20 protein-coding genes, 3 pseudogenes and 1 other annotated feature are annotated in these 26675 nt (G+C 54.7%); of the genes and pseudogenes, 10 read left to right on the top strand and 13 right to left on the bottom strand.

All coding sequences use genetic code 11. From position 1 onward, the window contains the following. Window positions 1–212: 212 nt before the first annotated feature. Window positions 213–1187: pseudogene (locus MasN3_RS13300) on the bottom strand (IS481-like element ISKpn27 family transposase); the annotation flags it as partial. A 107-nt stretch (window positions 1188–1294) separates the two neighbouring features. Between MasN3_RS13300 and MasN3_RS13295 the strand changes: the two are divergent. Together MasN3_RS13295 and MasN3_RS13290 are read left to right on the top strand one after the other, a co-directional pair. Then, window positions 1295–1969, top strand: a complete 675-nt coding sequence (locus MasN3_RS13295) for a heavy metal response regulator transcription factor (RefSeq protein ID WP_071362892.1) — start codon at window positions 1295–1297, stop codon at window positions 1967–1969. Further along, window positions 1966–3390 (top strand): heavy metal sensor histidine kinase, encoded by a 1425-nt coding sequence (locus tag MasN3_RS13290; RefSeq protein ID WP_281907671.1) that lies wholly within the window; start codon window positions 1966–1968, stop codon window positions 3388–3390. The genes MasN3_RS13295 and MasN3_RS13290 overlap by 4 nt, the downstream gene beginning before the upstream one ends. 325 nt (window positions 3391–3715) lie before the next feature. Here the strand turns inward: MasN3_RS13290 and MasN3_RS13285 are convergent, their stop codons facing one another. Beyond that, on the bottom strand, window positions 3716–4042 hold the full coding sequence (locus tag MasN3_RS13285) for a CzcE family metal-binding protein (protein ID WP_083415465.1): 327 nt from the start codon (window positions 4040–4042) through the stop codon (window positions 3716–3718). A gap of 583 nt (window positions 4043–4625) precedes the next feature. Here MasN3_RS13285 and MasN3_RS13280 point away from each other — a divergent pair. From MasN3_RS13280 to MasN3_RS13250, 6 genes and pseudogenes are all read left to right on the top strand, one after another. Further along, window positions 4626–5105, top strand: a complete 480-nt coding sequence (locus MasN3_RS13280) for a hypothetical protein (RefSeq protein ID WP_281907669.1) — start codon at window positions 4626–4628, stop codon at window positions 5103–5105. Between the two features lie 69 nt (window positions 5106–5174). Further along, a pseudogene (locus tag MasN3_RS13275) lies at window positions 5175–6353 on the top strand (IS481 family transposase); the annotation flags it as partial. Next, entirely contained in the window at window positions 6327–7001 is a 675-nt protein-coding gene (locus MasN3_RS25300) for a TolC family protein (RefSeq protein ID WP_370662366.1), read from the top strand. The pseudogene MasN3_RS13275 and the gene MasN3_RS25300, both read left to right, overlap by 27 nt. 12 nt (window positions 7002–7013) lie before the next feature. Then, window positions 7014–8573, top strand: a complete 1560-nt coding sequence (locus MasN3_RS13265; RefSeq protein WP_281907667.1) for an efflux RND transporter periplasmic adaptor subunit — start codon at window positions 7014–7016, stop codon at window positions 8571–8573. Further along, the gene (locus MasN3_RS13260) at window positions 8570–11722 is read left to right on the top strand and encodes an efflux RND transporter permease subunit (protein ID WP_281907666.1); all 3153 of its coding nucleotides are present in this window, start codon (window positions 8570–8572) and stop codon (window positions 11720–11722) included. The genes MasN3_RS13265 and MasN3_RS13260 overlap by 4 nt, the downstream gene beginning before the upstream one ends. A 1133-nt stretch (window positions 11723–12855) precedes the next feature. Next, window positions 12856–14036 (top strand): IS3 family transposase gene (locus MasN3_RS13250; RefSeq protein WP_281907664.1). Its coding sequence is split into 2 segments (ribosomal slippage): window positions 12856–13123 and window positions 13123–14036, totalling 1182 coding nucleotides; the frame shifts between segments, so codons are not numbered across the junction. A 30-nt stretch (window positions 14037–14066) separates the two neighbouring features. Here the strand turns inward: MasN3_RS13250 and MasN3_RS13245 are convergent. Further along, on the bottom strand, window positions 14067–14411 hold the full coding sequence (locus MasN3_RS13245) for an IS3 family transposase (protein WP_370662365.1): 345 nt from the start codon (window positions 14409–14411) through the stop codon (window positions 14067–14069). A 55-nt stretch (window positions 14412–14466) separates the two neighbouring features. Between MasN3_RS13245 and MasN3_RS13240 the strand changes: the two genes are divergently transcribed. Continuing rightward, a protein-coding gene (locus tag MasN3_RS13240; protein ID WP_281907661.1) for an IS3 family transposase occupies window positions 14467–15689 on the top strand; the annotation gives its coding sequence in 2 pieces (ribosomal slippage) (window positions 14467–14755 and window positions 14755–15689; 1224 coding nt in all). Beyond that, window positions 14745–14861, top strand: a sequence feature (AL1L pseudoknot). (Overlaps the previous gene by 117 nt.) Window positions 15690–16443: 754 nt before the next feature. Here MasN3_RS13240 and MasN3_RS13235 read toward each other — a convergent pair. The 10 genes and pseudogenes from MasN3_RS13235 to MasN3_RS13195 form a co-directional block, all read right to left on the bottom strand. Continuing rightward, window positions 16444–17502: pseudogene (locus MasN3_RS13235) on the bottom strand (integrase core domain-containing protein). A gap of 183 nt (window positions 17503–17685) precedes the next feature. Further along, entirely contained in the window at window positions 17686–18429 is a 744-nt protein-coding gene (locus MasN3_RS13230) for a hypothetical protein (RefSeq protein ID WP_229410201.1), read from the bottom strand. 191 nt (window positions 18430–18620) lie between these two features. Continuing rightward, window positions 18621–19601 (bottom strand): IS481-like element ISKpn27 family transposase, encoded by a 981-nt coding sequence (locus MasN3_RS13225; RefSeq protein WP_013213985.1) that lies wholly within the window; start codon window positions 19599–19601, stop codon window positions 18621–18623. After that, entirely contained in the window at window positions 19552–20226 is a 675-nt protein-coding gene (locus MasN3_RS25290; protein WP_370662364.1) for a TniQ family protein, read from the bottom strand. The genes MasN3_RS13225 and MasN3_RS25290 overlap by 50 nt, the downstream gene beginning before the upstream one ends. A gap of 168 nt (window positions 20227–20394) precedes the next feature. Then, window positions 20395–21417, bottom strand: coding sequence for an ATP-binding protein (locus MasN3_RS13220; protein WP_083415477.1), 1023 nt, complete (start codon window positions 21415–21417; stop codon window positions 20395–20397). Between the two features lie 329 nt (window positions 21418–21746). Continuing rightward, window positions 21747–22688: a hypothetical protein gene (locus MasN3_RS13215; RefSeq protein WP_281907654.1), complete on the bottom strand. Its 942-nt coding sequence runs from the start codon at window positions 22686–22688 to the stop codon at window positions 21747–21749. Next, window positions 22685–23221 carry a hypothetical protein gene (locus MasN3_RS13210; protein WP_281907652.1) on the bottom strand — a complete coding sequence of 179 codons (537 nt, stop codon included), beginning with the start codon at window positions 23219–23221 and terminating at the stop codon, window positions 22685–22687. The genes MasN3_RS13215 and MasN3_RS13210 overlap by 4 nt, the downstream gene beginning before the upstream one ends. A gap of 355 nt (window positions 23222–23576) precedes the next feature. After that, window positions 23577–24125: a hypothetical protein gene (locus MasN3_RS13205; RefSeq protein WP_281907649.1), complete on the bottom strand. Its 549-nt coding sequence runs from the start codon at window positions 24123–24125 to the stop codon at window positions 23577–23579. Window positions 24126–24939: 814 nt separating this feature from the next. Beyond that, window positions 24940–25224, bottom strand: coding sequence for a hypothetical protein (locus tag MasN3_RS13200; RefSeq protein WP_281907647.1), 285 nt, complete (start codon window positions 25222–25224; stop codon window positions 24940–24942). Between the two features lie 69 nt (window positions 25225–25293). Continuing rightward, a complete protein-coding gene (locus MasN3_RS13195; RefSeq protein ID WP_281907646.1) occupies window positions 25294–26013 on the bottom strand; it encodes a phospholipase D family protein in 720 nt (239 codons plus the stop codon). A 196-nt stretch (window positions 26014–26209) separates the two neighbouring features. Here MasN3_RS13195 and MasN3_RS13190 point away from each other — a divergent pair, with 196 nt between their 5' ends. Continuing rightward, window positions 26210–26578, top strand: coding sequence for a DUF2946 family protein (locus MasN3_RS13190; protein ID WP_281907645.1), 369 nt, complete (start codon window positions 26210–26212; stop codon window positions 26576–26578). Window positions 26579–26675: the final 97 nt, after the last annotated feature.

Below are 26675 nucleotides of genomic sequence, written 5' to 3'. Positions count from 1 at the left end.
CTTATCCCGCTGCCGGTGCCCATCCACACGCTCAGCCATCCGTTGTGCAACAATGTCGTGACTTCGAGACGGTTGCACAAGCCGATTCAGGAAGACAAATTGTCATTTTCGTGTTGGTAGTTTGTTTGAGTGCAGTCCTCGGAACCTGTAGCTTTCTCTACAGTCCTCAATAAAATGACCGGCCAACACATGGAAAATTGAAATACATATGTGTCAAGACCCGGCTGGTTATACACGCGCTTCCTGAACAATTCAGGGCGTTTTTCATGCCATTCCTTGAGCGCCTGAACGGGTGTTTTGTGTTGGAGCGCGCGTTGCGGAATGCTGTGGTTGTAGATCTTGACGTAATTGCGCAGCGTCGATTCCAGTTCGGCAGCTGAACCAAAACGGGTCTGGTTGACGATGTCGCTGATACGACCGTTGAAGCGCTCCACCATGCCGTTGGTCTGCGGATGACGAGGCGGGATGAGCCGGTGTTCGATGCCGAGCTGCTTGCACAGGCGGTCGAACACGTGTGTGCCGCTGGGTTCCTTCTTCTTGCCGCCAGCCGTGAAGCGGTCGGTGAACTGGCTGCCGTTGTCGGTCAGAAGCTTGACGATCTTGACGGGACAGGCTTGCTGGACTTTGTTGAGGAAGTCGCCACTGCTGCCATCGGTCTGGTCGGCATAGAGCTCGATGAAGACCCAGCGCGTAGCACGGTCGATGGCAACGAAGAGATAGCGCCTTGCCGTCTCGTCGGGCATCTGCGGCAGGTACTTGATGTCGATGTGCACAAAGCCCGGCTCGTAGTCCTTGAAGGTCTTTTTCGTGGCGGGCGCAGTGCCTTCCTGCTCGACCAGGTTACGTAGATCCGAGACACCGTGGCGGCGCAGGCAACGTCCCAGGCCGGCACGCGAGACGGCTGGATTGATGAACTCGCGCGTGACCGCCAGCAGGTCGTCCGTGGGCAGCAGCAACGTCTTGCGCAGCTCCACCACGATGAGCTCCTGCTCGGGCGTGAGCGTCGTGTACATCTTGTTCGGCGCATGCGACTTGTCTTCAGGAGACTCGCGGTTTTGCCACTTTCGGATGGTTTGGCGGGTGACGTTGTACATCCTGGCCAGTTCGGCCTGCGGGAGCGTCGAGTTCCTGATTTCCTCACGGATCAGGTGGGTAGTACGGGCTTGGCTGTGCAGTGCCTGGGTCATCGAGTTGCCAGTGAAGAGTCGGATTGGAACAGTGTACGCAAAACGTGTCTGGCCTTGAAGAGCGGCCAGCTACGCATGGGTACATGATCCCACGAGTCCAGACACATATGAAGATTCTTATTGTGGAAGACGAGCCTCGGGCGGCTCAGTACATCTCTCAAGGGTTAACTGAGCAAGGCTATATAGTCGAAACTGCGCTCAATGGGATAGACGGACTGCATCACGGTGTTGAGGGGGAGCACGACTTGATTTTGCTTGATGTCATGCTTCCCGGTGTCGATGGGTTCGCGTTGTTGTCCGCATTACGAACGGTTAAGCAAACGCCTGTGTTGATGTTGACCGCGCGCGGAAACACTGACGACAAAGTCAAGGGTTTTGATCTGGGCGCCGACGATTACTTGGTCAAACCCTTCCAGTTTCCGGAATTGCTCGCCCGTGTGCGCGCTTTGCTGAAGCGTGGCAACGTCGTTCCATTGGACCACATTCTACGAGTAGCTGATCTGGAAGTAGATCCTGTTAAACATCGAGCAGTTCGAGGCGGCAAAACCATCGACCTTTCTGCGAAGGAGCTCGCTTTGCTCGTCATGTTCATGCGGCGTCGCGGTGAGGTTTTGTCACGAACGCAGATTGCTTCCCTCGTTTGGGATATCAACTTCGATTCTGACACAAATATTATCGATGTCGCCGTCAGGCGGCTTCGCGCGAAAGTTGATGAACCATTTACGGTCAAGCTTATACATACCGTGCGCGGCGTAGGGTATGTGTTCGATCCACGCCCATGATCGCACGCAGTCTGACATCGAAGCTAGCAATGCTCGTCGGCTTACTTGGCCTGATCCAGGCAGTGGGCGTGGTGGTGTTTTCTTACGCCACCATTTCTTCGAAGATGGGTGAGCAGAGGCGCCAGGTGCTTAAAGTCGCGTTGGCGGAAGCTCGTACCATACTGGGTAACAATGGAAGCCTGGACACACTTGGATCGGTCGCGCATCGCCTTGCCGATCTGGTGTCGAGGCATGACGGTCTGCACGCGGCAGTGGCGCGGCCCAATAACTTTTCTGCTTTGATAGCATTTAGTCCTGTTGGCCTGCAATCGCTTGCTCGTCTACGGGATGATACCTGGGGCGTGGATGCTTTTTTGGATTGGCGGTCAGCCCCTTCAGGCGATCCGATGCTCTCAGTGGTTACGTCAGGCACAGTGACCAACGGAGAGCAATACGTCCTGATCCTGACGGTTGATCGTACTGCTGACGAAGAACTACTCTTGAACTTTGTAATGGTGGCAGCTGGTGCAGCCCCTTTTGCGCTCGCACTTATGTCGCTCGGAGCGTGGGCTATTGTCAACGTTGGATTAAGGCCGCTCAACCGATTTCGCGATGCAGCGATTTCAATGTCCGCGAGGAATATTCCAGATCACATCAATCCCGACGGGATGCCCCGCGAACTGGAGCCCCTCTGTCTCGCATTCAATGGCATGCTGGACCGTGTAGAGGACGGTGTCCGCCGTCTGTCCCAATTCTCAGCCGATTTGGCACATGAGATGCGCACGCCATTAGGGATCCTGCTCGGCCGCACCCAGGTTGTGTTGTCGCAGCCTCGGACACACGAGCAGCTTGTCGAGTTGCTGGAACAGAATATCGAAGAGTTGGAGCGGCTGACCAGGATTGTCGCAGACATGCTGTTCTTAGCGCAGACCGACAACTCAACTTCGCACCTGGGCATAACGATTGTTGACTTGGCCGATGAGGCCCGCAAGGTCGTGGAATATATAGAGCTCGTGGCGCACGAGCGCGATATCGATTTTGTCGTGGAAGGAGAAGGAAAAGTGCTTGCGGACGTCGGGTTGGTCGACCGTGCGATTACTAATCTGCTGTCAAACGCTGTCCGGTACGGCAATCCCAATAGCACCGTTGCGATCCGAATAAGAACGGCCGACGAGAGGGTTGAACTCGCAGTTACCAATACCGGGGCCCCTGTCTCCGCAGAGCATCTTGGCCGGCTTTTTGACAGATTTTATCGGGCCGACTCGGCCCGCTCGCGCGAAGCCGGCGGAACAGGCCTCGGCTTATCAATTGTCCAGGCGATTGTGACGCTCCATGGTGGGTACGCCGCAGCTGGTAGTCACGCCAACGGGATGATTACCTTCACTTTGAGCTTCCCGTTACCAACAGCGGCAGTTCGAGAGAGTTCCCCGGCGCCTGAATAGCCTTCCAGCACACGTTTCCGCACAGCTGCTCATCCGATTCGAATCGATACTACGGCCTGGCACCGAATCCCAGTTAATGAGGCAGCCATCGAAAGCGCATGCAGCTCAGCCGAGCCCTGAGCCGATGATCAGCGGCATCGGGTCACCGATGGCGACTTACGAATCAAAAGTAATCCTAAAAGCTCTGCCGGCCATTTCGCGCCGGACCCGCGTGGTCCTGTCGAAGGTAACCACGCGGTCAGCACTATTTGCTGGCGTCCGGCAATGAAATGGGCACGACAGGGCGAATGAGTGGTCACGTTAACCGTACATCCACGAACGCCACTCAACCGAAGTACAGCGGATTCGGCGCGACGTACACCCGGACACCGCTAGCAGCGGTTTCAGTCGGGGCGATGTCGGACAAGTTGATTACGCCCTCACGGGTGGGAATATTAAAGGTCCACTCAAAAACATTCCCATTAACATCTAAGCGGACAGTTTCACCATCGTGAACATTGATCGCCCTTGTATTTGGCGAAATTTTAATCACCCGGGATGCGGTACCTTCCTTGGCGGGATGGCCGTAGGTAATCGGCCGGGAGTTGTCAGATGCGGCTGCACCAGCGCTGATACTGACAGAGAGAGCGAACAGGATTGCGGCAAACTTCATGGTAATTCCTCCTTAGCGGTAGCAACATTGACTGAGGTGCTTAGCTTATCGGTCGCCGTCTGACGCCGTGATGACGATCTCGTTACAGATGTGTAATGACCTGCTCCGCCGGAGCTCATCGGCGTCGCCGATGGTATGACAAAGTAGAAAGTTCATTGTGACTGTGTCGTAGACATTCATTCGGACTAAAGCCGTTGTGATTCGTGTGATTTCTCACATGCAGGTTCGAACCACACGATTGAGTTTTCACGTCTGGCAAACAACTTGCCAGCCAAGCATATTTTGGCTTCTTACGCCCTGAAATGCGTAGCAACCATGGCGGTTGCGACTGTAGAGGCAGAATCGATACTGATCTTGCTCCGCTTGCCCCGACCGATTCGGGAAGTTGCGCCGCTTGATGTCAGAAGGCTGAAACAACGCTGAAGCCCATGGTTGAGCTACATTACGAAATCGTAATGAAGCGGTAACGTTTTTGATAGGTTATGCAAACTAAGATCAGGCATCGTTAGGAACCGTGCCTGGCTCGTGGCCGACCGTCAGCGATCTGGCCGACTTGCAACCCTAACGTAATGGACAAACAAACATGAACTTAGCTCAAATTGTGACAGGACCGATAATTCTTGGCTTGCTCATCGCCAGCACGAGCCTGCCGGCCGAGGCTGCCGATACCGCATTGACACTGAAAGGGGCGCAGAAGGTTGCGATTGACCGGTCACGACTTCTGACCTCGAAGGACTATGCTGCTGCCGCTGCGCGCGATATGGCAACCGCAGCGGGCGAGCTTCCCGACCCGGTATTGAAAGTTGGGATCGACAACCTTCCAGTGGAAGGTGCGGAGCGCTTCAGCTTGGGCCGTGAATCGATGACCATGCGTCGAATAGGCGTAATGCAAGACCTCCCACGCGCAGAAAAACGCAGACTGCGATCGCAGCGCTTCGAGCGTGAGGCCGAGAAGTCGCTTGCAGAGAAGGCGGCTTTGGCGGCGACAATTGAACGCGATACCGCTGTCGCCTGGCTTAGCCTTTACTTGTCTGGACTCGTGGGATCATGTACCCATGCGTAGCTGGCCGCTCTTCAAGGCCAGACACGTTTTGCGTACACTGTTCCAATCCGACTCTTCACTGGCAACTCGATGACCCAGGCACTGCACAGCCAAGCCCGTACTACCCACCTGATCCGTGAGGAAATCAGGAACTCGACGCTCCCGCAGGCCGAACTGGCCAGGATGTACAACGTCACCCGCCAAACCATCCGAAAGTGGCAAAACCGCGAGTCTCCTGAAGACAAGTCGCATGCGCCGAACAAGATGTACACGACGCTCACGCCCGAGCAGGAGCTCATCGTGGTGGAGCTGCGCAAGACGTTGCTGCTGCCCACGGACGACCTGCTGGCGGTCACGCGCGAGTTCATCAATCCAGCCGTCTCGCGTGCCGGCCTGGGACGTTGCCTGCGCCGCCACGGTGTCTCGGATCTACGTAACCTGGTCGAGCAGGAAGGCACTGCGCCCGCCACGAAAAAGACCTTCAAGGACTACGAGCCGGGCTTTGTGCACATCGACATCAAGTACCTGCCGCAGATGCCCGACGAGACGGCAAGGCGCTATCTCTTCGTTGCCATCGACCGTGCTACGCGCTGGGTCTTCATCGAGCTCTATGCCGACCAGACCGATGGCAGCAGTGGCGACTTCCTCAACAAAGTCCAGCAAGCCTGTCCCGTCAAGATCGTCAAGCTTCTGACCGACAACGGCAGCCAGTTCACCGACCGCTTCACGGCTGGCGGCAAGAAGAAGGAACCCAGCGGCACACACGTGTTCGACCGCCTGTGCAAGCAGCTCGGCATCGAACACCGGCTCATCCCGCCTCGTCATCCGCAGACCAACGGCATGGTGGAGCGCTTCAACGGTCGTATCAGCGACATCGTCAACCAGACCCGTTTTGGTTCAGCTGCCGAACTGGAATCGACGCTGCGCAATTACGTCAAGATCTACAACCACAGCATTCCGCAACGCGCGCTCCAACACAAAACACCCGTTCAGGCGCTCAAGGAATGGCATGAAAAACGCCCTGAATTGTTCAGGAAGCGCGTGTATAACCAGCCGGGTCTTGACATTTACTACGCGCAACGTATGGCCGCGCTAGTGTTGGAACAGCTCGAGCAGGCAAAACAGGAGCTAAAGGCCATCGAGGCAGCGTACAGGTCCGGCACCAGTACGCAGGCTGAGATTCTCAGTGCGCAGAGCAATTTGTCTCAACTCGAGAATCGGAAAAGCGAAATCGAGCGTCGCTTGCGCGACGCACGAATCGCACTGGCGCGTTGGGTCGGTGAGGCCGCTCAGTTACCCATCGCCGGTGAGCCTAACATTCACGAGGTCCGGCTTGATCTCGCCAACATTGAACGGGAGCTAAACCATCATCCTGAGCTTGCGGTGGCAACCAAGCAACAAGAGATCGCCACAGCCGAAGCGAATCTGGCCCGGGCTGATCGAAAAGCTGATTGGAGCGTTGAGCTGGCTTTCCAGCAGCGCGGCTCAGGCTATTCGAACATGGTTTCGTTAGGTGTTTCGATCCCCCTGCAATGGAACCGAAAGAATCGCCAAGACCGTGAACTGTCGGCAAGGCTAGCACAGGTCGAGGAAGCAAGAGCAGTTCGTGACGAAATGCTCCGGGCCCACGTAGCAGAGCTCGAGGCCATGATCAATGAATGGAAGACTAATCAGGATCGCCATGCACGTTATGTACGTGAGCTCATCCCATTGGCGCGCTCGCGCGTCGACGCGCAGATGGCTTCTTACCGCGGCGGTAAGGCATCCCAAGCGGAAGTGCTAACGGCAAGGCGTGAAGAAACGCAAATGCAACTTCAAGCGGTGGAACTGGAAACGGAAATCGCCCGACTGTGGGCGCAAATCAATTTTCTTGTTCCGAATACATCTCGCTTACATACCCCTTCCGTTTCGAACTGATCAGGACTCAATATGAAACTCAAACCGATCGTTATGGCCGCGCTGCTTGTGGCTGTTGTGGGAGCAGGCGGCTATGGCCTGTATCACCTGGGCATGCAAAATGGGATGAAAATGAGCGTGCCCATGGGCAGCGCCGCTTCTGGCCCAAAGACACAAGTCGACCAGAATACCGATCCCGCCACGGGACGGAAGGTGCTCTACTGGCACGATCCAATGGTTCCAGGGCAAAAGTTTGATAAGCCAGGCAAATCGCCCTTCATGGATATGGAACTCGTCCCGGTATATGCGGACGAAGTTAGCGACGACGGATCTGTATCGATCAGCCCGCGTTTTCAGCAGAACCTGGGGATCCGGGTGGCGGAAGTGACATCCGAGACTCTTGCCCCGACCGTCGAGGCGGTTGGCAGCGTGGCCTACAACGAGCGTAACGCAGAGCTCGTTCAAGCGCGCGCCGAAGGCTATGTCGAGAGATTGTTCGTGCGGGCGCCCCTTGATCCCGTCAAGAAAGGGCAGGCTCTGGCAGCGCTGTACGTTCCGGATTGGGTTGCGGCTCAAGAGGAGTACCTGGCCGCGCGAAAAATGGGGCCGAGCGCTCCCGGCGGAATGGTCGATGCTTCCCGTCAGAGGATGCGCTTGGCTGGAATGACCGAGGATCAGATCCGACGCGTGACCGACAGTGGACGGGTGCAACCGCGCATTACCATTAGCGCGCCGATCAGCGGAGTGGTCTCCGAGCTGACTGCACGCGAGGGCATGACTGTCAGCTCAGGCGCTCCTCTCTTCAAACTCAACGGATTGGCCACCGTATGGGTCAACGCAAACGTTCCTGAATCGCTCGCCTCACATGTCCGGCCGGGCGCGCTGGTCGAGGCCAGGACAACCGCTTTACCGGGGCTAGTACTAAAAGGGAAAGTCAGCGCTATCCTCCCTGAGGTTGACCCAACAACACGCACTTTAAACGCACGAGTGGAATTGGCAAACCCCGGCAATAAGCTGGTACCAGGCATGTTCGCTACCGTGAACTTCACACCTGCGGCGCGTACTGCCGCCTTGACGGTGCCGTCTGAGTCCCTTATCCGAACTGGCAAACGCAGTGTCGTGATGGTGTCTCTGGGCGATGGAAAATTCAAGCCAGTCGAGGTCGAAACTGGGGTTGAAACGAATGGCCGCACTGAAATTGTCAAGGGACTGGAAGCAGGACAACAAGTTGTTGTGTCTGGCCAGTTTCTTATCGATTCGGAATCTAGCCTGAGGGCGACGGAAACGCGTTTGGGTGACGCCGGGGCGTCTCCCGAGGCGAAACCGGCCGATGCAACCCATCGTGGCGAAGGAAAGATCGAAAGCATCCAGAAGGAAGAGATCACTATTTCGCACGGCCCGGTCCCTAGCGTGCAATGGCCAGCGATGACGATGGGCTTCAAGGTGCCAGCAGGTTCTGCACCCTACCCTGTCGCCGTTGGTGACAGCGTGAGCTTCAGGTTCAAGCAAACCAAGGATGGTGCTTACGAAATCGTCGACATCTCGAAGATCGGCCAATCGAACATGGGCACAATGAAGGGCTCGAAGAAATGATTGCCAAGCTGATTCGCTGGTCCATCGCCAATCGTTTTCTGGTTCTGCTGGCGACTTTGGCCATCACTGGGTGGGGCATATGGTCGGTTCAGAAAACCCCGCTCGACGCACTACCAGACCTGTCTGATGTACAGGTGATCATTCGCACCCCCTACCCGGGCCAGGCTCCGCAGATCGTGGAGAACCAGGTTACCTATCCGCTGACAACCACGATGTTGTCGGTTCCTGGAGCCAAGACCGTTCGCGGGTACTCCTTCTTCGGGGACTCGTTCGTCTACATCCTGTTCGAAGACGGGACCGATCCGTACTGGGCGCGCTCCCGCGTGCTCGAGTATCTCAGTCAGGTCCAATCCCGCCTGCCGCCACAGGCGAAACCGTCGCTCGGACCCGACGCGAGCGGCGTCGGCTGGGTTTATGAATATGCGCTCGTCGATCGCACCGGCAAGCTCGATTTGTCCCAGCTACGTGCCTTGCAAGACTGGTTCCTCAAGTACGAGCTGAAGACTGTTGCAAACGTCTCGGAAGTTGCAAGCCTTGGCGGTATGGTGCGTCAGTATCAGATCGTGCTCGATCCAGAAAAAATGCGTGCGTACAACGTGACGCACGGGATGGCAATCGAAGCGGTACAGAAAGCGAACCAGGAAGCTGGTGGATCCGTCCTCGAGCTCGGTGAAGCCGAATACATGGTGCGGGCCACCGGTTACCTCCAGTCTCTCGAGGATTTTCGCAAGATTCCGCTCATGGTTGCCGCCGGCGGCATTCCGGTTCGGTTGGGTGATGTCGCCCATATCCAGCTAGGGCCCGAGATGCGGCGGGGTATTGCCGAGCTTAATGGTGAAGGCGAGGTAGCTGGCGGCGTGATCGTCATGCGCTCAGGGAAGAACGCGCTCGAGACGATCGAAGCCGTCAAGACGAAGCTCGAATCGCTGAAAGCGAGCTTGCCCGCCGGTGTCGAGATCATCCCCACCTATGATCGCTCCGCCTTGATCACCCGCGCTGTCGCGAATCTGCAGGAAAAGCTGATTGAGGAATTTATTGTCGTGGCTGTCGTCTGCGCGATCTTCCTCTTCCATTTGCGCTCGGCGCTGGTTGCCATCGTCACTCTACCGATCGGCATCCTGATCTCCTTCATCGTGATGCACTACCAGGGCGTCAATGCCAACATCATGTCACTAGGCGGAATTGCAATCGCGGTCGGCGCGATGGTCGACGCGGCAGTGGTGATGATCGAGAATGCGCACAAGCACCTAGAAGCGTGGAACCACCGTCATCCAGGCAAGACTTTGCAGGGAGAAGAGCGATGGAGAGTCATTGGCGACGCCGCCGCCGAGGTCGGCCCGGCCCTGTTCTTCTCACTCTTGATCATTGTTCTGTCTTTCATTCCCGTATTTACGCTGGAAGCGCAGGAAGGCAGGCTGTTTTCTCCCCTGGCATTCACGAAGACGTATGCAATGGCCGCGGCCGCGGGGCTGGCAGTAACCTTGATTCCTGTCTTGATGGGCTACCTGATCCGTGGCCGTATTCCAGACGAACATAAGAACCCGCTTAACCGGCTGTTAATTGCGCTATACCGCCCGCTTCTCGAGGCTGTGCTCAAGTTTCCAAAGGCTACGTTGGTGGCTGCTGCGGTGGTGGTCGCCATTACCGTTCTGCCGATGACCCGCCTCGGAGGTGAGTTCATGCCCCCGTTGGATGAAGGCGACCTTTTGTACATGCCGTCGGCGCTGCCGGGCCTGTCTGCCGGCAAGGTTTCGCAGCTGCTGCAGCAGACCGATCGCTTGATCAAAACCGTTCCCGAAGTGCAAAGCGTCTTCGGCAAGGCCGGACGTGCGGAAACGGCGACCGATCCAGCTCCACTGGAAATGTTCGAAACGACCATCCAGTTCAAACCACGTGATCAGTGGCGACCGGGCATGACGCCCGACAAGCTGATCGAGGAGCTCGACCGCGTGGTCAAGGTCCCGGGTTTGTCCAACATTTGGGTACCGCCGATCCGAAACCGTATCGACATGCTGGCGACAGGGATCAAGAGCCCAGTCGGTGTCAAAGTTGCGGGAACGGACCTGCAAGTCATTGACCGAATCGCAGGAGAAATCGAAACGATCGTCAAAGGGGTCCCTGGCGTGTCTTCCGCTCTCGCCGAGCGCCTTAGCGGTGGTCGCTACATTGACGTGAACATCGACCGGGATGCAGCTGGACGCTATGGGCTGAACATCGCTGATGTTCAGAGTATCGTGTCCTCTGCAATTGGCGGCGACAACATTGGCGAGACGGTCGAAGGCTTGCAGCGCTTCCCTATTAACTTGCGCTATCCGCGCGAGTATCGCGATTCGGTCGAAAAATTGCGTCAGCTCCCTGTGCTTACGCCGCAGGGCGCGCAGATTCGCTTGGGCGACGTCTCGACGATTCGAATTACCGACGGGCCGCCAATGCTCAGAAGCGAGAACGCGCGTTTATCTGGTTGGATTTATGTCGACATCCGCGGCCGGGACATGAACTCGGTTGTCCGGGATATGCAGAAGGCGGTAGGCGCCAAGGTCAAGCTACCCGCTGGCTATTCGGTGTCTTGGTCCGGGCAGTTTGAATACATGGAGCGCGCCAGTGCAAAACTTAAAGTGGTGGTTCCGGCCACGCTATTGATCATCTTCGTCTTGCTATACCTGACCTTTAAGCGTTTTGACGAGGCGGTATTGATCATGGCGACGTTGCCATTCGCCCTTGCCGGCGGCATCTGGCTGCTATGGGCGCTGGGGCATCATCTCTCCGTTGCCAGTGCGGTCGGCTTCATTGCCTTGGCGGGCGTTGCGGCCGAGTTCGGCGTCATCATGCTGCTCTACTTGAAGCATGCATGGGAAGACCGTATTGCCGCGGGCAAATCTTCAGAAGCAGACCTGGTTGATGCCATTCGCGAAGGAGCGGTGTTGCGGGTACGCCCGAAGGCCATGACCGTCGCAGTGATCATCGCCGGCCTCATACCGATCATGGTCGCCGGCGGCACCGGTTCGGAAATCATGCAACGTATTGCCGCTCCAATGGTCGGTGGAATGATCACTGCCCCGCTGCTGTCAATGTTCGTGGTGCCAGTCGTTTACCTCATGATGCGCCGCCGAGAAATTCGCCGCGTAGCTGCCAAGGCAGCACACGCATAGCGCATGTGCCTTGGTTGTCTGCTAACGACTTTTACGCAAGCGGAAGATCGGTTGAAATAGATGATGGGCGGTGCTACTAGCGCCGTCCCACCCAAAAGTCAGATCTAGAGCAGCGGCGAATCTCCTAGGGATGCCAACAAGCTGCCTTGTCCTGATAGAGGCATTTTGTTTATCAATCAATCTCAAAGGAGAACTACCATGCAGAACCAACAGTATTCCTCGTGCGTTGAAGCCTGTAATGACTGCGCAGACGCCTGCGATATGTGTGCAGGTGCGTGCTTGAGCGAGAACAATGTCCAAGGTATGGCGCGGTGCATTAGCCTCACCGTCGACTGCGCGCAAATCTGCCGACTCGCCGCTGGCGTGATGGCCCGTGGTGGAGAAGCTGCCAAGGCGCTATGCGAAGCCTGCGCCGCAGTTTGCGACCTGTGCGCCGACGAGTGCAGCAAGCACCAGGAAGAGCATTGCAAGGCATGTGCTGACGCGTGCCGACGCTGCGCAGCTGAGTGCCGCCAAATGGCGGCGGCATAATTTTCCTGGAACTGCAGACGCCATCACAGCGTGCCCAGATCATTGGGCTTCATCAATCAGATGTAGTGATGAGACGTAGGCGATAAGGCTCTGCTTCGATTGTAAAAGTTCGGTGGTCAGTCATTTACATGCCATGTTCAGGGCTGGCACGCCGAACCTGTCGCAAAAAAGCAAGAGCCCCGCGGGCTGTACGGCCGCGATGTGCAAGACCTCAGGTGTCTCCACTTAGGCAACCCTATTGGAGGAGCGCGACGTGAATGCCAACGACCAGACGTTCGAAAACTGTCTAGCTGAACTCCTTCAGCGAGCGTACGCGAACGAGGACATGGAGGTGGCTGAGCATCTGCTCCGGGCACTGGAAGTTGTAGTACGCAGAAGCGATACGGCTGGCGACGTAATTGATCGACTTCGAGGCCAAGCAGGAACCGATCAATCGTAGCTTCCCGTAGCCACTCAGATCACCAGCGGATTGCAGTCGCAGGCAGGTGAGCCGTTTGGTGTACCGGAGAACGTACTGAATCGCCACCATTTTCCTAGATACTTGAGGTGCGCTGATTTTTTCGGACACTCTTGTTTGGTAAAGTTCACCAACAGGAGCCTTTATGAAGACATTGAAGAAGACGTACACCCCGGAACTCAAGGAAGAAGCCGTGAAGCTGGTGCTGGCGCAGGGTTTGTCCATTGAGCAGGCAGCAGCACGAGTAAGTATCCCAAAAGGGACGCTGGCCAATTGGGTAGCAGCCGCCAAACGCGGGCCGGCCGCAACAGCAGCCCCTGGAAGCCGCTCTGTGGCCGAGCTGGAAGCGGAGAACGCGAAGCTGCGCAAGCAGCTAGCCCAGGCAGAGATGGAGCGGGACATCGTAAAAAAAGCGGCGGCGTACTTTGCGCAGGAGTCGCTGCCAAGTACGCGTGGATAAAGACAATGCGACTCGATTTCCCTGGCTATCCTGTGAAGCTGATGTGCCAGGTATTGGACGTCTCGCGCAGCGGCTACTACAACTCGCTGCAGGCCAAGCCATCGACACGCGAGCAGGAAGACGCTCGGTTGAAAATCCTGATTACGGCAGTGCATCGGCAAACCCGAGAGACCTACGGGGTGCCTCGGATAAAGCACGAGCTTGCTGCACAGGGTCATGAAGTTGGTCGCGACCGTGTGCGCCGACTTCGCCAGGAGCTCAATCTGCGCTGCAAACAACGGCGCAAATTCATCGCAACGACAAACTCGAATCACAACCTTCCCATCGCTGAGAACTTGCTGGAACAGCGGTTCGCGCCGAACAGGCCTGACGAAGTGTGGGTGACCGACATCACCTATATCTCCACTGCCGAAGGCTGGCTGTATCTTGCCGGCGTAAAGGACGTTTTTACCTGCGAGATCGTCGGCTACGCGATGGGCGAGCGCATGACGCAGGAGCTGACGACGCAGGCCTTGTGGCGCGCCGTGAGCCACAAGCGGCCGGCGCCAGGGCTGATCCATCATTCGGACCGTGGAAGCCAATACTGCGCCCATGCCTACCAGGAGCTGGTGGCGCAGTTCGGCATGCGCGCGTCGATGTCGCGCCGCGGGAACTGCTATGACAACGCGCCGATGGAGAGCTTCTGGGGCACGCTGAAGAATGAGCTTGTTCATCATCGCCGCTATGCCACCCGTGCTGAGGCAAAGGCCTCGATTCAGGAATACATTGAAATTTTCTACAACCGACAGCGGCGCCATTCCCGCATCGGCTTTGTTCCGCCAGCGTTGTTCGCCGAATCCTTCAGCGAACAGCCGCAGGCGGCTTAAGACGAGCGTGTCCGTTATTGACAGTACACCTCAACTCTGCAGCCGTAAAAAATGCTGCTTTTCAAACTCGACTGGCGACAGTCGTTCATTGAAGCTGTGGCGCCGCTTCGGATTGTAGAACATCTCGATGTAGTCGAAGATGTCCTGCCTAGCCTCATCGCGTGTCGCATAGACCTTGCGGCGAACTCGCTCTCTTTTCAGCAGTTGAAAAAAGCTCTCGGCAACTGCGTTGACGTGGCAGTTACCGCGCCTGCTCATGCTCTGTACCAGGTTGTGTGATTCGAGGAAGTCGCGCCAGTCGCAACTGCTGAATTGACTTCCTTGATCGGAATGCACCAGAACCTCGGTCGTCGGTTTTCGACGCCATACCGCCATCAATATGAATCGCCCCGGGTTTGGTGGAGGCTCCATTGTTTGAGAAAATGGAGCTATGAAGAAGCAACCCAAGTATTCCCCCGAAGTCATCGAGCGCGCTGTGCGCATGGTCAGCGAAGCAAGCAGCGAGTACGAATCCCAGTGGGCAGCGATCACGTCGATCGCGGCCAAGATCGGCTGCACGCCGGAGACCCTGCGCCGCTGGGTACGCCAGCAAGAGCGTGACACTGGCCAGCGTCCAGGGCCGACCACTGCCGAGGAAGAACGCATCAAGGCCCTGGAGCGAGAAGTGCGCGAGCTGCGCAAGGCGAACGAGATCCTGCGTCTGGCGAGTGCGTTTTTCGCCCAGGCGGAGCTCGACCGCCGCTTCAAGCCGTGAGGGCATTTATCGACCAGTACCGCCATGCCTACGGCGTCGAGCCGATCTGCCGGGTGATGCAGGTCGCGCCGTCGGGCTACTGGCGATACGCCGCGCAGCAGCGTAATCCTGAATTGCGTTGCGCACGTGCACAGCGTGACGACGTGCTGAGCGTCGACATTGAGCGGGTCTGGCAGGCGAACCTGCAGGTCTATGGGGCTGACAAGGTCTGGCGCCAGCTGCGACGTGAGGGAACAGATGTGGCCCGCTGCACGGTGGAACGCTTGATGCGCAAGGCCGGGCTGCGAGGCGTCATGCGCGGCAAGGTCGTGCGCACGACGGCTCCCGATGCGAAGGCGCCATGCCCGCTCGACCGGGTCAACCGTCAGTTCAAGGCGCAGCGGCCGAACCAGCTGTGGGTATCGGACTTCACGTACGTCTCGACCTGGCAGGGTTTCGTCTACGTCGCCTTTGTCATCGACGTCTTTGCCCGGCGTATTATCGGCTGGCGTGTCAGCAGCTCGATGCGGACCGACTTCGTGCTCGACGCCCTGGAGCAGGCGCTGTACGCGCGTCAGCCCGAACGGAACGAACTGGTCCATCATAGCGACCGCGGGTCGCAATACGTATCGATCAAGTACAGCGAGCGCTTGGCAGAAGCCGGCATCGAACCGTCTGTGGGTAGTAAAGGCGACAGCTACGATAATGCCCTGGCCGAGACCATCAACGGGCTCTACAAGGCTGAACTGATCCACCGTCGTGCTCCCTGGAAAACGCGCGAGGCTGTGGAGTTGGCCACGCTGGAATGGGTTTCCTGGTTCAACCACCATCGCCTGCTGGAACCGCTCGGCTATATACCGCCGGCAGAAGCTGAGGCAAACTATTACAAGCAACTGAGCAGTCAAGCCATCCCGGCCTGACTCACACTAACCGGCCTCCACGAAAGCCGGGGCGATTCATATAGGTCTAGCATTTGGAAAAGTACTTCGACAGGCTCGAACCGAGGCCCGACTTACTCAGGAGCAAGGAGCACACTGCGGATCTCGATCGAACTTTCATCAGCCTCGTAGAACGTGGCGAGCGACAGCCTACTATCCGGGTTGTTTTCAAACTGGCAGCTGCGGTGGTCACGACTAAAAGTCACTTGAAAATATTCACTGAAAAGCTGGTGGAGGCTGACTAATGGCTGTGTACGCTAACAAAGCTTTCTACTACCCCCAACAGATGAGAGCACAGACAAGCAAAAAAAACGCTTCATTGCCGTCGCCCGGTCGCCCATGTCAACCGCGCAATCCTCACAAGCAATGAAGCCACCCCAGAGTTCGCTCAACGACCAGCGGCATTGAGCAAGCAATTCGCAGAAGTCCACGTCGTAGCGCGCATTCGTGGCGAGATGGCCCGCTGGCGCAGCCAAGCCCAATGTGCTCGTGAAGGAGATGGACGATCAGCTTGCACCATCCCTTGCTGTTTGCACGTGCGTCCGAATAACCATTACGGCTTGACCGATTCAGTAAAGGGCCTGAGCAGCCGCACACCAGCAACAGTCAAGCATCGAGTGGAGCCAACCTCAAAATAACGGTACCCTCGCTTGTCACTGCATAAAAAGGTTGGACGGGTCAAGGAAACGCACGAGTCGGGGATGATCCGCTTGGTTTTTTTGGACGGCCTGCAGAGTTAATTTTTAGCGTTTTGTAGATTCGGTTTTCGGCCTGCGCTCCTGTTTTGGCGGGCGAACGCTGCCGGTGTCATGTCGAGGGCCATGTCAGGCCGGTGCTCATTGTCGTCCCTTCGCCAGGCTTCGATGGTGCTTGCGCCTCGATCATTGAGGTGAAACAGTGGACGTTCAGACATTTATCACGGGAACCCCCCGTTGAACGTTTCGATGTGGCTGTTGCCGGTGGGCGTGCCAGGGTGGCTGAAGTCAATGTTGGTCTGATGGTGGTAGGCCCACAGGTCAAGCGGCAGTCCTGTTAACTCGCTGCGTTTGTCGACAACAGGCAAGTTGGGGTGCTACGCTGCGCGGCCAAGCGGTTCAACTCGCGAGTAAAACCTCGACAATGGTCAGAGAGCGGACTTGCTGCCGTCGGCCAACTGGTTGGCCACAGAATCCATGTTCCCTAGTTGGGCCTACGCGGCGTGATACGACTGACCCGACCGACGGCCATCTTGCGCTGTTTCGGCCGCTTGGAGCGTAGCTGCAGCTGTTCCTTGCAGTAGAGACTGTAGGTCTGGTTTTTCTCTAGCTCCCAGCCGTCGCGCTTGAGCAATACGTGCAGGCGCCGGTCGCCGTAGCGCACGCGCACCTGTGCAAGCTTGCGAATGCGTCTCCGTAATGCCGCCTTCGGATCCTTGACGCCGCGGTAGCATTGGACGCTTGGTGCCTGCTTGATCAGTCTGCAGGCCCGCTGCAGAGAGAGACCGTAGTGCTCGGATACGTACTGTACTACTTTTCGCTCCAACGCGGACCACCCCAACTTTTATGTGGCGACATCATGCAAATTGCTTTGTCGAGGCTCATCTCCGCGACCGGCATTTTGAGTCAAGCATTTTCCTTTTGGAGTTGCCGCGGTTCCTTAACTTGGTCCAAATGCAGGCAAGCATATTGCTTTCCCACCGCCTAAACGTCTGCTCGGAGACTCCGACTTGCCGAACAATTTCGGCCGCCGGTATTCTCAGTTCAGCCTGCTTTACAATCGACACGATCTGCTCGACTGTGAATCGTTTTACCGTCATGGCGCCTCCTGTTGCAAGGTTAAGTTGCGACGAAAAACTCACATTGATGAGTGTCCAGCATTCCTAAAGCAGGTCAAATAGACGTGATCATCACCGGATGAAAGTCGTACTCGCGCTCCGTTAGGCGGACAATCTAACGCTCGTATCATTGAAAGTGTGGGTTCACAAAGGCTATTTCCATATTCAAACCGTAGGCCAACGAAATTCATCGGGATACTTTTCAGGCGCTTCACATGGTAAGTGAACCGGGTCAACTCCAAGCCGAGTGCCGCGCTTGTACGGAGCAAGTGGAAGGCCAGGTATAGTCGGAAAAAAGACAACGCCGCACATATGGTGCGTTGCGTCGACGAACAATACTTTCGCGACTGTCGACTCTATCGGAAAACGAATAGACCTAACTTGTAGCTTGCCATTTTTCCTTGAGCGCTCAATCGTCCAGTACAGAGAGGCAAAAATTCCCAAAAAGACCGCCCGCCACGCCAGCAAAGGCTCCCTACCCTGGTAAGTGTACAAACAATCGGACAGACGATAATCGAACTTAAATGCAGTTACGCTTAACCGTGCAAGTATGCTCTGTCGGCATATAGATGATTCAAACATGGCTCGCATCATGTGATATGCCAAGAATGAGGAGGGCCATTGGCCAACCGCAATCGTATCGCACATTTCCTCAATCGGATCGAGGTCTAGCAATGGATTATTACGGCCCAAGCTTTCCGTTATCCAGACTTGCAGCATACGCAGTGTTGCAGTGTAAACCACTAATGCGCGACGGCGCCGGCTCGTATTAACGTTGCGTGGACTAAGACGCGAATAACGTTCTGAAAAGCGCATCTTTATTTTCCATGACAGCGCAGAAATTTCTCCAAAAGCCATGGGGACAAGGTCGTTTACTTTATACCCTCCCTTTATCAACAGCCCTTCCATAAATCGTCGTGGCCGGCACCAAACACTAAGACGATCGCTACCGTAGCAATAGTCCTCCTCAATTTTCCTAAGGCATGTTAACATGGACTCGCTATTTGCTGCCCACTGCGCAAGTTTAATAAAGGCTTGGCCTGATTCGCCTAATTCACATCGTAGGTCAAGATGGCTCTCAATACTGACTGCCACCCCTGCTATATGTCAAGACCCGGCTGGTTATACACGCGCTTCCTGAACAATTCAGGGCGTTTTTCATGCCATTCCTTGAGCGCCTGAACGGGTGTTTTGTGTTGGAGCGCGCGTTGCGGAATGCTGTGGTTGTAGATCTTGACGTAATTGCGCAGCGTCGATTCCAGTTCGGCAGCTGAACCAAAACGGGTCTGGTTGACGATGTCGCTGATACGACCGTTGAAGCGCTCCACCATGCCGTTGGTCTGCGGATGACGAGGCGGGATGAGCCGGTGTTCGATGCCGAGCTGCTTGCACAGGCGGTCGAACACGTGTGTGCCGCTGGGTTCCTTCTTCTTGCCGCCAGCCGTGAAGCGGTCGGTGAACTGGCTGCCGTTGTCGGTCAGAAGCTTGACGATCTTGACGGGACAGGCTTGCTGGACTTTGTTGAGGAAGTCGCCACTGCTGCCATCGGTCTGGTCGGCATAGAGCTCGATGAAGACCCAGCGCGTAGCACGGTCGATGGCAACGAAGAGATAGCGCCTTGCCGTCTCGTCGGGCATCTGCGGCAGGTACTTGATGTCGATGTGCACAAAGCCCGGCTCGTAGTCCTTGAAGGTCTTTTTCGTGGCGGGCGCAGTGCCTTCCTGCTCGACCAGGTTACGTAGATCCGAGACACCGTGGCGGCGCAGGCAACGTCCCAGGCCGGCACGCGAGACGGCTGGATTGATGAACTCGCGCGTGACCGCCAGCAGGTCGTCCGTGGGCAGCAGCAACGTCTTGCGCAGCTCCACCACGATGAGCTCCTGCTCGGGCGTGAGCGTCGTGTACATCTTGTTCGGCGCATGCGACTTGTCTTCAGGAGACTCGCGGTTTTGCCACTTTCGGATGGTTTGGCGGGTGACGTTGTACATCCTGGCCAGTTCGGCCTGCGGGAGCGTCGAGTTCCTGATTTCCTCACGGATCAGGTGGGTAGTACGGGCTTGGCTGTGCAGTGCCTGGGTCATCGAGTTGCCAGTGAAGAGTCGGATTGGAACAGTGTACGCAAAACGTGTCTGGCCTTGAAGAGCGGCCAGCTACGCATGGGTACATGATCCCACGAGTCCAGACAGCTATATCGCGGCCACACGACGAGCATTTGTAGCGCAGACTTATCACTGCGTCGTTCAAACGATAGCTGCAGTTCCCGAAACAGGCATTACACGAAACGCACCGACTGGTGAGCAGACAACGATGAATTGGGCAAACGGAGAGCTTTTCTAACTGATGCCAGTAAGAATGATATCCACCACCGAAACAAACGGGACAAATCTTTAGTTGCCGACTAAAGAATATGTGTGTCAAACCGCGAAATTGGTGTAAGACCTTCAATTCGTCTGAAAGGGGCGCATGCCATCCGAATTGGGTAACAAGCTTATTACTACTCATCCATTTCGGAAGCAAAAACGAATCGCTATTGGTACCAATCTGCTTACCGATAATCAGGCGCTGGATAGCTTTTGGGCTCAGAAGATTTCGCCATGAAATACGGGTTATAACGCTAGCAAAAGACTCGAAGGGCAACGGTGTAAGATCTTTTCCAGTCAGCAAAGTCGCCACTGGCGAGATTGAAGCCGAAGATTTCACAAGCATGTCTTTTCTCATAGAAAATCTAAATAGATTTGAAACTGGCGAGGGCTACATCCAGCGCGAGCGCACTGGCACGTTCCTGCTTATGCCCTAGCCAGCGTCCAGTGTGCACGCTGACATTTATTTCGTCCCGATGTCGACCCGGCCGCATTTTTCGAAATTGAGGATCGCCTAAGTTCTAATTCTAGTGTTGCCCTTTCTCGCGCTCATGTACGCCATCGCTTTCGTTAACGCCGCATATTCAATGGCGGCCTCCCATGCACCCTCTGGAACGATCATTCCAGGCTCGTCGAATAGCACCAGGTCCGTGAGATAGCTTCGCACAGCACTAAACATTTGCCGTGCAGGAATTTCTGACCCAAGTTTAAGCCCTGCCGGCTTTGATGTCTCAATAGAACTTAAAAAGCTGCTTACCTGATTCTTCAGGCGGAACCCGGCAGCATAAGCTAATGGGAAAAAGAATTCAGTCCAAGTAACCCCAGTGCCAAAAGGAAATATCTGATTGTCGATTCCTTCAAAAATCTCTTCCAGATCATGGCTACCACGATATGCCCTGAAAGGTACAATCCGTATGGCGAACCGTCCGATCAGGTCCAACCTTTGCATTCTTATAAGTTTATCGACTAGCTGACTAAATTCGGGATCCTGACCAATCAAGATTGTTACAAGCTTAACGTTTTCTTGCGCCAAATCGTTGTAAACGTCCTTAAGGAAATCAAAGTCCGTCACATCCATTGCGTTTGCTTCGTCCACCAACAAAAGAATCATACGCTCCCCGTGTAGACGAGCCGAATCAATCAGAGAATTTACAAGTATTGCCCTTAGATCGAAAGTTTCGCCCCTTACATTATGATGCCCGACTGTGGCCAAGAAATGCTTAAAAAAAGCTCTAATTGATGGAATAGACTGATTATGGGTATCGTGACGATAAATTGCGACCCTTGGGAACTGCTCACGCAGGGTGCTCTCTATCATCTCAAGGGCGCAGCTCTTACCTACGCCACTTTTTCCAATGAAAACGAGCCCGGATTCACGCAGAAGGCATGACTTCCGCGCCATCGTAGCGACCTCGCGAATCGGTGCAGTTGGCAATAGGACTGAACCCGTTATTAAAGGGTGACTATTGAATAGTTCTTTCCTTCCCTCATTACTCAACACTTCTTCTCGCGACATCGCCGTGAACTGGTCTTTCATAATCTGTCCTTGTGATTATTATTTCGATAGGTAGTTGTCTGCTCAGATGCTTACATAGTAAGCTCTTAGTCACCACACGGCCCGTATATTAACTTAAGCCTCTTTCGCCTACAAAGTCAGGACAAGCACGTATAGATTCCTAGATCTTCGGCCAAAGCTCCGACTTCACCTTTCAGCCCCGTTGGCATAGAAGCGCTCGAATGAGTACGGATAACCATCAAACTATTTCCACTTCCCTGTTCAGTAAATTGTTCTCTTGTGAAGCTATGATAATATTCTCTTCATAAATTCCGCCTACTCAAAATTCCAAGAAATTTAATGATCTTTGGTTATCCGTTGCGCGTATGGGGTTTGATAACCAACGGGCCGAATAGTCCAAATGGATCTTCCTGGGGATAAGATGCAGGCTTGGAATGCTCATTTGACTTGCGGACTATATCTTTTTTAGTCACGCCAGCAACTTCAGATTCCACTCCTTTATTTAGACCATGATTTGATTCTAGGTTTGGCACGTCCGTTGTGCCATTCTTTGAAATTGGGGACGCATCTGCGTTGGAATTTCGCTGTATATTCGTATGCATTCGCGCAAGGCGTAGAGCATCGGAGGCGGCCTTCTGTCGTTTTCGTGACTGTTTCTCAATCAGTTCGGTGGCCTTCTCCTCAACAAATTCCTCCATCAGATCCGTGTGATCGGACTGCGATCTTTTTGATAGGCCGGTGCGGTTGAAATATTTTCGGTCTCGCCAAGATGCGTTACTAAATTCCCATCCTTGTCCTGGATGCATAAAACCAAGCGATTCTCCCGTTTCCTTTATCGTTGCCTGCACTTCACGGCACAATCGGCGATTTGTGTAGCTGATAAGTTTCTTTCCTATCAACCCATACATTTCCGACAGTTTTTCGTTCGTATGGCGGACCCTATCAAGCTTGAAATAAGGTCGTTCGTTCTTCTCTAAATTACCTCTAACGGTCACTTCCTGCACATGATAGAGTATGCGTTCGCCGCGCCTTTCCTCGTTTGGCAGCGGTTGTGGGAGGAACGGAAGTCCTTTTTGCTGCAGCGCCAACGAAAGGGCCTTGACGGGTGCCGTGAACTGATTATGTTCGTTTTCTGAATTATTGTATTCTCTAATACACGACCAAATAATACTCTCGAGATCAGAAATCTTTATTTTAAATTTGACGGCTTCTTTGTTTGGATTACTAACACGAGGATCATTGGGACCTGATCCATGTGTGAATGCTGTGCGCTGCAATCCTTTAGAAGTCAACTTACCGATATTGCGGAAGCGATCGTCTCTAATGCATCATCTGCACTGGGTGTCGCTTCTAAGGCTACATGTAAACCAATAATTCCACTTGATCTTTCATCCGCTAAAAGCCCAATATGCCATCTCTGAACGACGATATCCTTCTCTTCACCAAATTCGTTTTCGATTGATATCGTACTAGCAGCATCTACCTTGTGGTAATCCAGCTGGACAATAGTGAAGGGGGTTCGAGCCCTTATGAGCGCGGACACTCCTCTTCCTATCGCGTGGCGGCCCAGCGCGGCTTTTCCACGCCCGCTACCTCCGGCCCTGCCATGAAGAATCTTTTTGCAATATTTTCGAAGACTTACGGAGCCGTGATTTTTTTGGTTAAAAGGCCACTCTAGTGATGTCACGCCGAGTTCGCTTAACCGCCGCTTGAATAGACGATGAATGGCTGAAAAATCGAAACTCTGGTTCTTCATCGCTGCGTGCGACCCGCGTACATCTAGACATGCGGATTGGATCTCCAGTTCAAGTTCAGGAAATCGCATAAAGGTTGCTGTTAAGGCTCCAGCAAATCCACCTCTCCCTCCAGCACCTCCCCGGAAATCGGCCGTCCTTGTATAAGCTTGTACACGAAACCCAGGGATTAGCGCATAGAATCCATAGATCCCTCCTGTTTGGTTGATCGTTAGGCACCTCTTAATCAAACGCAGTATCTCGCCTTTCTTAAATCCGCATTTGAGGCAGATTGTTTCATACGAGTCCCCAGCGGCATACATTATCAGACTCTCACGCCTGGATTCGAATTTTGCTCTGATCTCACTTGTGAATATCGCGATGTCCGGGGCCGGCCATAGCGACAAATCCGAGTGTGCTACTGGGATAGCATCACGGCTTCGCCCACTACTCATCTCTGCACCTATTTAATTGCGTGACCGGAGTCAGATGAGATTTCGAAAGGTCGGCTGTAATGATCCCGGCCTGCAGTGCGCGCGCTACGCTAGCAAGCATTCTCGCTCGATCAACACCCTCGCTATCAAGTAATAAGCTTAATGGAATCTGCTTATTCTGCCGAAAAAAGCTGAGCAAGATTTCATCTTCGTTTCCGCAAAAAAGATGTCGGCATCTGTTAATCATCCCGCACAAGTTTAGCCAGTTCTCGAACAATACATAACTGCCCAGCAAATCTTTGTCAGTGACAATTCGATAAATACCAGGAAAAACGGGTCGCATTACCTGGTGTACACGGGCAACCATTGTTGAAGTTTTTCCCCGTCCGCGAATTGACTGGAAATCGATCCATTCAGTCGATCCGTTTGTTAGCTGCACTTTTATTGCCGGGGTAAAAGATTGGATTGTTCCTTCGACGCAAACATCTATTTCCATATCGTTAATTTGATAGTTTTCGACGTTCACATCGCCTTCAATAATTACGGCGTACATGAATACCATGTCCCCTACGAAGACAACCCGTTTCCTATTCTTTGGTGACTGGAAGTGCCAGATGTTCGCGACGCTAGCTCCGCGCTTTTTAGCAGCCTGCATTGGAGTGCTAGAGGTGCTTACCCTAAGACGTTTGGTGTTTAGCATAGGAAATTTTCTAGACTGAGTTAGGTAAAGTGTCAGCCCCGAAATTTACCACCTCGACAATCATAAAATTTGCCCACACTACAACGATATCGAAAATATTAAACTTGACTATAGAGAAACTTTTTGGTATATTACGCGTGCGAGTATTATTTAATAGTTTAGGCGGTATGTTATAAACTTTATGTTAAGCTCTTTAGCAACATAAGCTGCCCGCGGAATGGTCTGAGAGTAGCCTTAGCTCAGTCAACAGCCCATTGAAGTCATCCATTTCCCATCCGAAATTGCCCAGCCATTGCCGGTCTTCTTGGTGGTTTATTCCGCAGGGTTCATATGCTTCGCGCGTCGTATGTCGCAAATGGGATTCCGCGAGGAGCAAATACATGCTTTGCGCTTACGGTATTAGTTTAAGAGCGCCCCTTGCCCACGCATTTAGTTTCAAGCTCTTTTAAACTAAAAACGTTATCGTTCGCCGAACAAATAGCTACTATTGCGGGAGGTAGGGAATGCAGGTAGAGGTACATGGGATAGCTTTGTCAGCGGTGACAAGAACGTGTTTTGAACATAGAATTAGTTTGGAGCGCTCCAACTCGCGGCCAGCCTCGCCACGACCCGCCTGCACCGGACGCGGCGTCAGGTGACCGTTTCCTGACCAGCTTCCAAGAGGTCAAGGATGCTGCTAGGTTCGCACAGCCTGCTCGAATTTAAACGCGCCTTTGACAGTGAAGATATTCCGATAGCGATCGTCGGCTGCCGCATCGGCCTTCAGCATTGTCTCGGTCTTGAGGAGCGTTCCGCAGAACACGCGAGTCGCAGCTCCTTCCTCGTCAGGATTTGTCGTCTTCGAATCGAGTACGTACCAAGACAGCTTGACACGCTTTTTATCATTGTCCGCGTAGCTTGCGACGACACAGGTATCACCGGGGCTGAGTTCATCGGCCAGCTTGATGTTCCGGTGGCGCAAGTCAATGTCATAAAAAGGCGTCCGGACCAAAGATGGGCGTATAGTCGCGATTTCGGCAGTTGTTGATAATCATTTATTTTCCTCGCTCAGTGGAACGTCGAGCGGCCAGAGAAAGTAAGGGCCAAACCGCGACTTTGCGACGTATTCGATGCCGGCCTGTTCGCCCTTCGCCGTCAGGCCGTACTTGTTGTCGCCTAAGGCGTCGACATATCCGCACGCAGCGGCTCGTTCGAGCACCTGGGCTGTCTTCAGGCCGAGTTTCTGCCCGAGCTTCGAGGTCGTGAGCTTCCCGGAATGTGCGCCCTCCTCGTCGGCGCCGGCTCCTTCCGGCTCATTTGGCACCCGCTCAAGTGAAATGCGTACCTCATCGCTGATGCGAATGATGCGCTGTGCTTCTTCATAGGCATCCTTGTAAAGCTGAGCATCCTCCGACCGTCTGATCAGAATCCCCATCTCATTATTGTTGACCTGGCTGAACTCGTACAGATTCAAGCTGGTGATAATGCACAGCTCTTCACTCAAATAACATTTGGCGTGAAGGTTCTTGCAGAAGCTTGTCCGCACGTATGGCAAACTGCGCAGCCACTCGATCTCAGCAGGCTGCAACTCACTTTTGCCGTACACAATCCGTACGTCGATCTTGAGCCGGTCCTTGTCGACTAACAGCTCCTTGATTCGGTCGTTAAGCTTCAGGAAAGGGCTTATCAAAATCACCCGATCTTTTGCATCCTTGATCAGCTCTTCAAGAAAATAGTTAGTGCCACTCGTATTCAGGAATTTCGTCATCATCTGCACTTATCGCTCAACCCGGACGGCACCATGCCGACCTGTCAAATCCCTAACCGCGCCGAGCGCGGCTGGGGCCAAACATGCTACGTGACGGGACGGGTGAAAATTCTCTCCAAACCTCACATCATGCCTAGCGTCGCTACCGGCATTGCCGCCCCCCAAGGCTCCGCAGTGACAGCATGCTATACTTTTCCGCATGACCGCCCGACGATTCATCCTGCTCGTGTTGACGATCTTCGCGCTCCAGCTCAGCTGGACCGCGGTCGCCGCCTACTGCGAGCACGAATCGGGCCGCGCCGCGCAGCACTTCGGCCACCATTCATCCGATGCGGACCTGCATCAGGCCAGCACGGACGCCAAGGATCCATCGTCCGGATCGGTCAAGAAATCCACCCTGCATTCCCACTGCGCCTCGTGCGCGCATGCCACGCTGGCGCTGGATGCGCTGCCAAGCGTGATCTGGGTGCTCACCGCGGCCAGCGTCGCGCCGCAGGCAAGCACCCTCGCCTATTCCTCCTCGTATTCCGCTCGTCCCGAGCGGCCCCAGTGGTTCTCCGTCGTCTGATTCGGCGGCGAACGCATCACGCATCATTGCGACCGGTCTGACCAGGACAGAGGTCGACCCGCATCGCCGCTGAATAGCCCTCGTTTTCAACGACCGG

The organism is Massilia varians, from assembly GCF_027923905.1.
GTDB classification, from domain to species: domain Bacteria; phylum Pseudomonadota; class Gammaproteobacteria; order Burkholderiales; family Burkholderiaceae_D; genus Telluria; species Telluria varians_B.
This window is presented reverse-complemented; position numbering and strand designations above follow the sequence as displayed.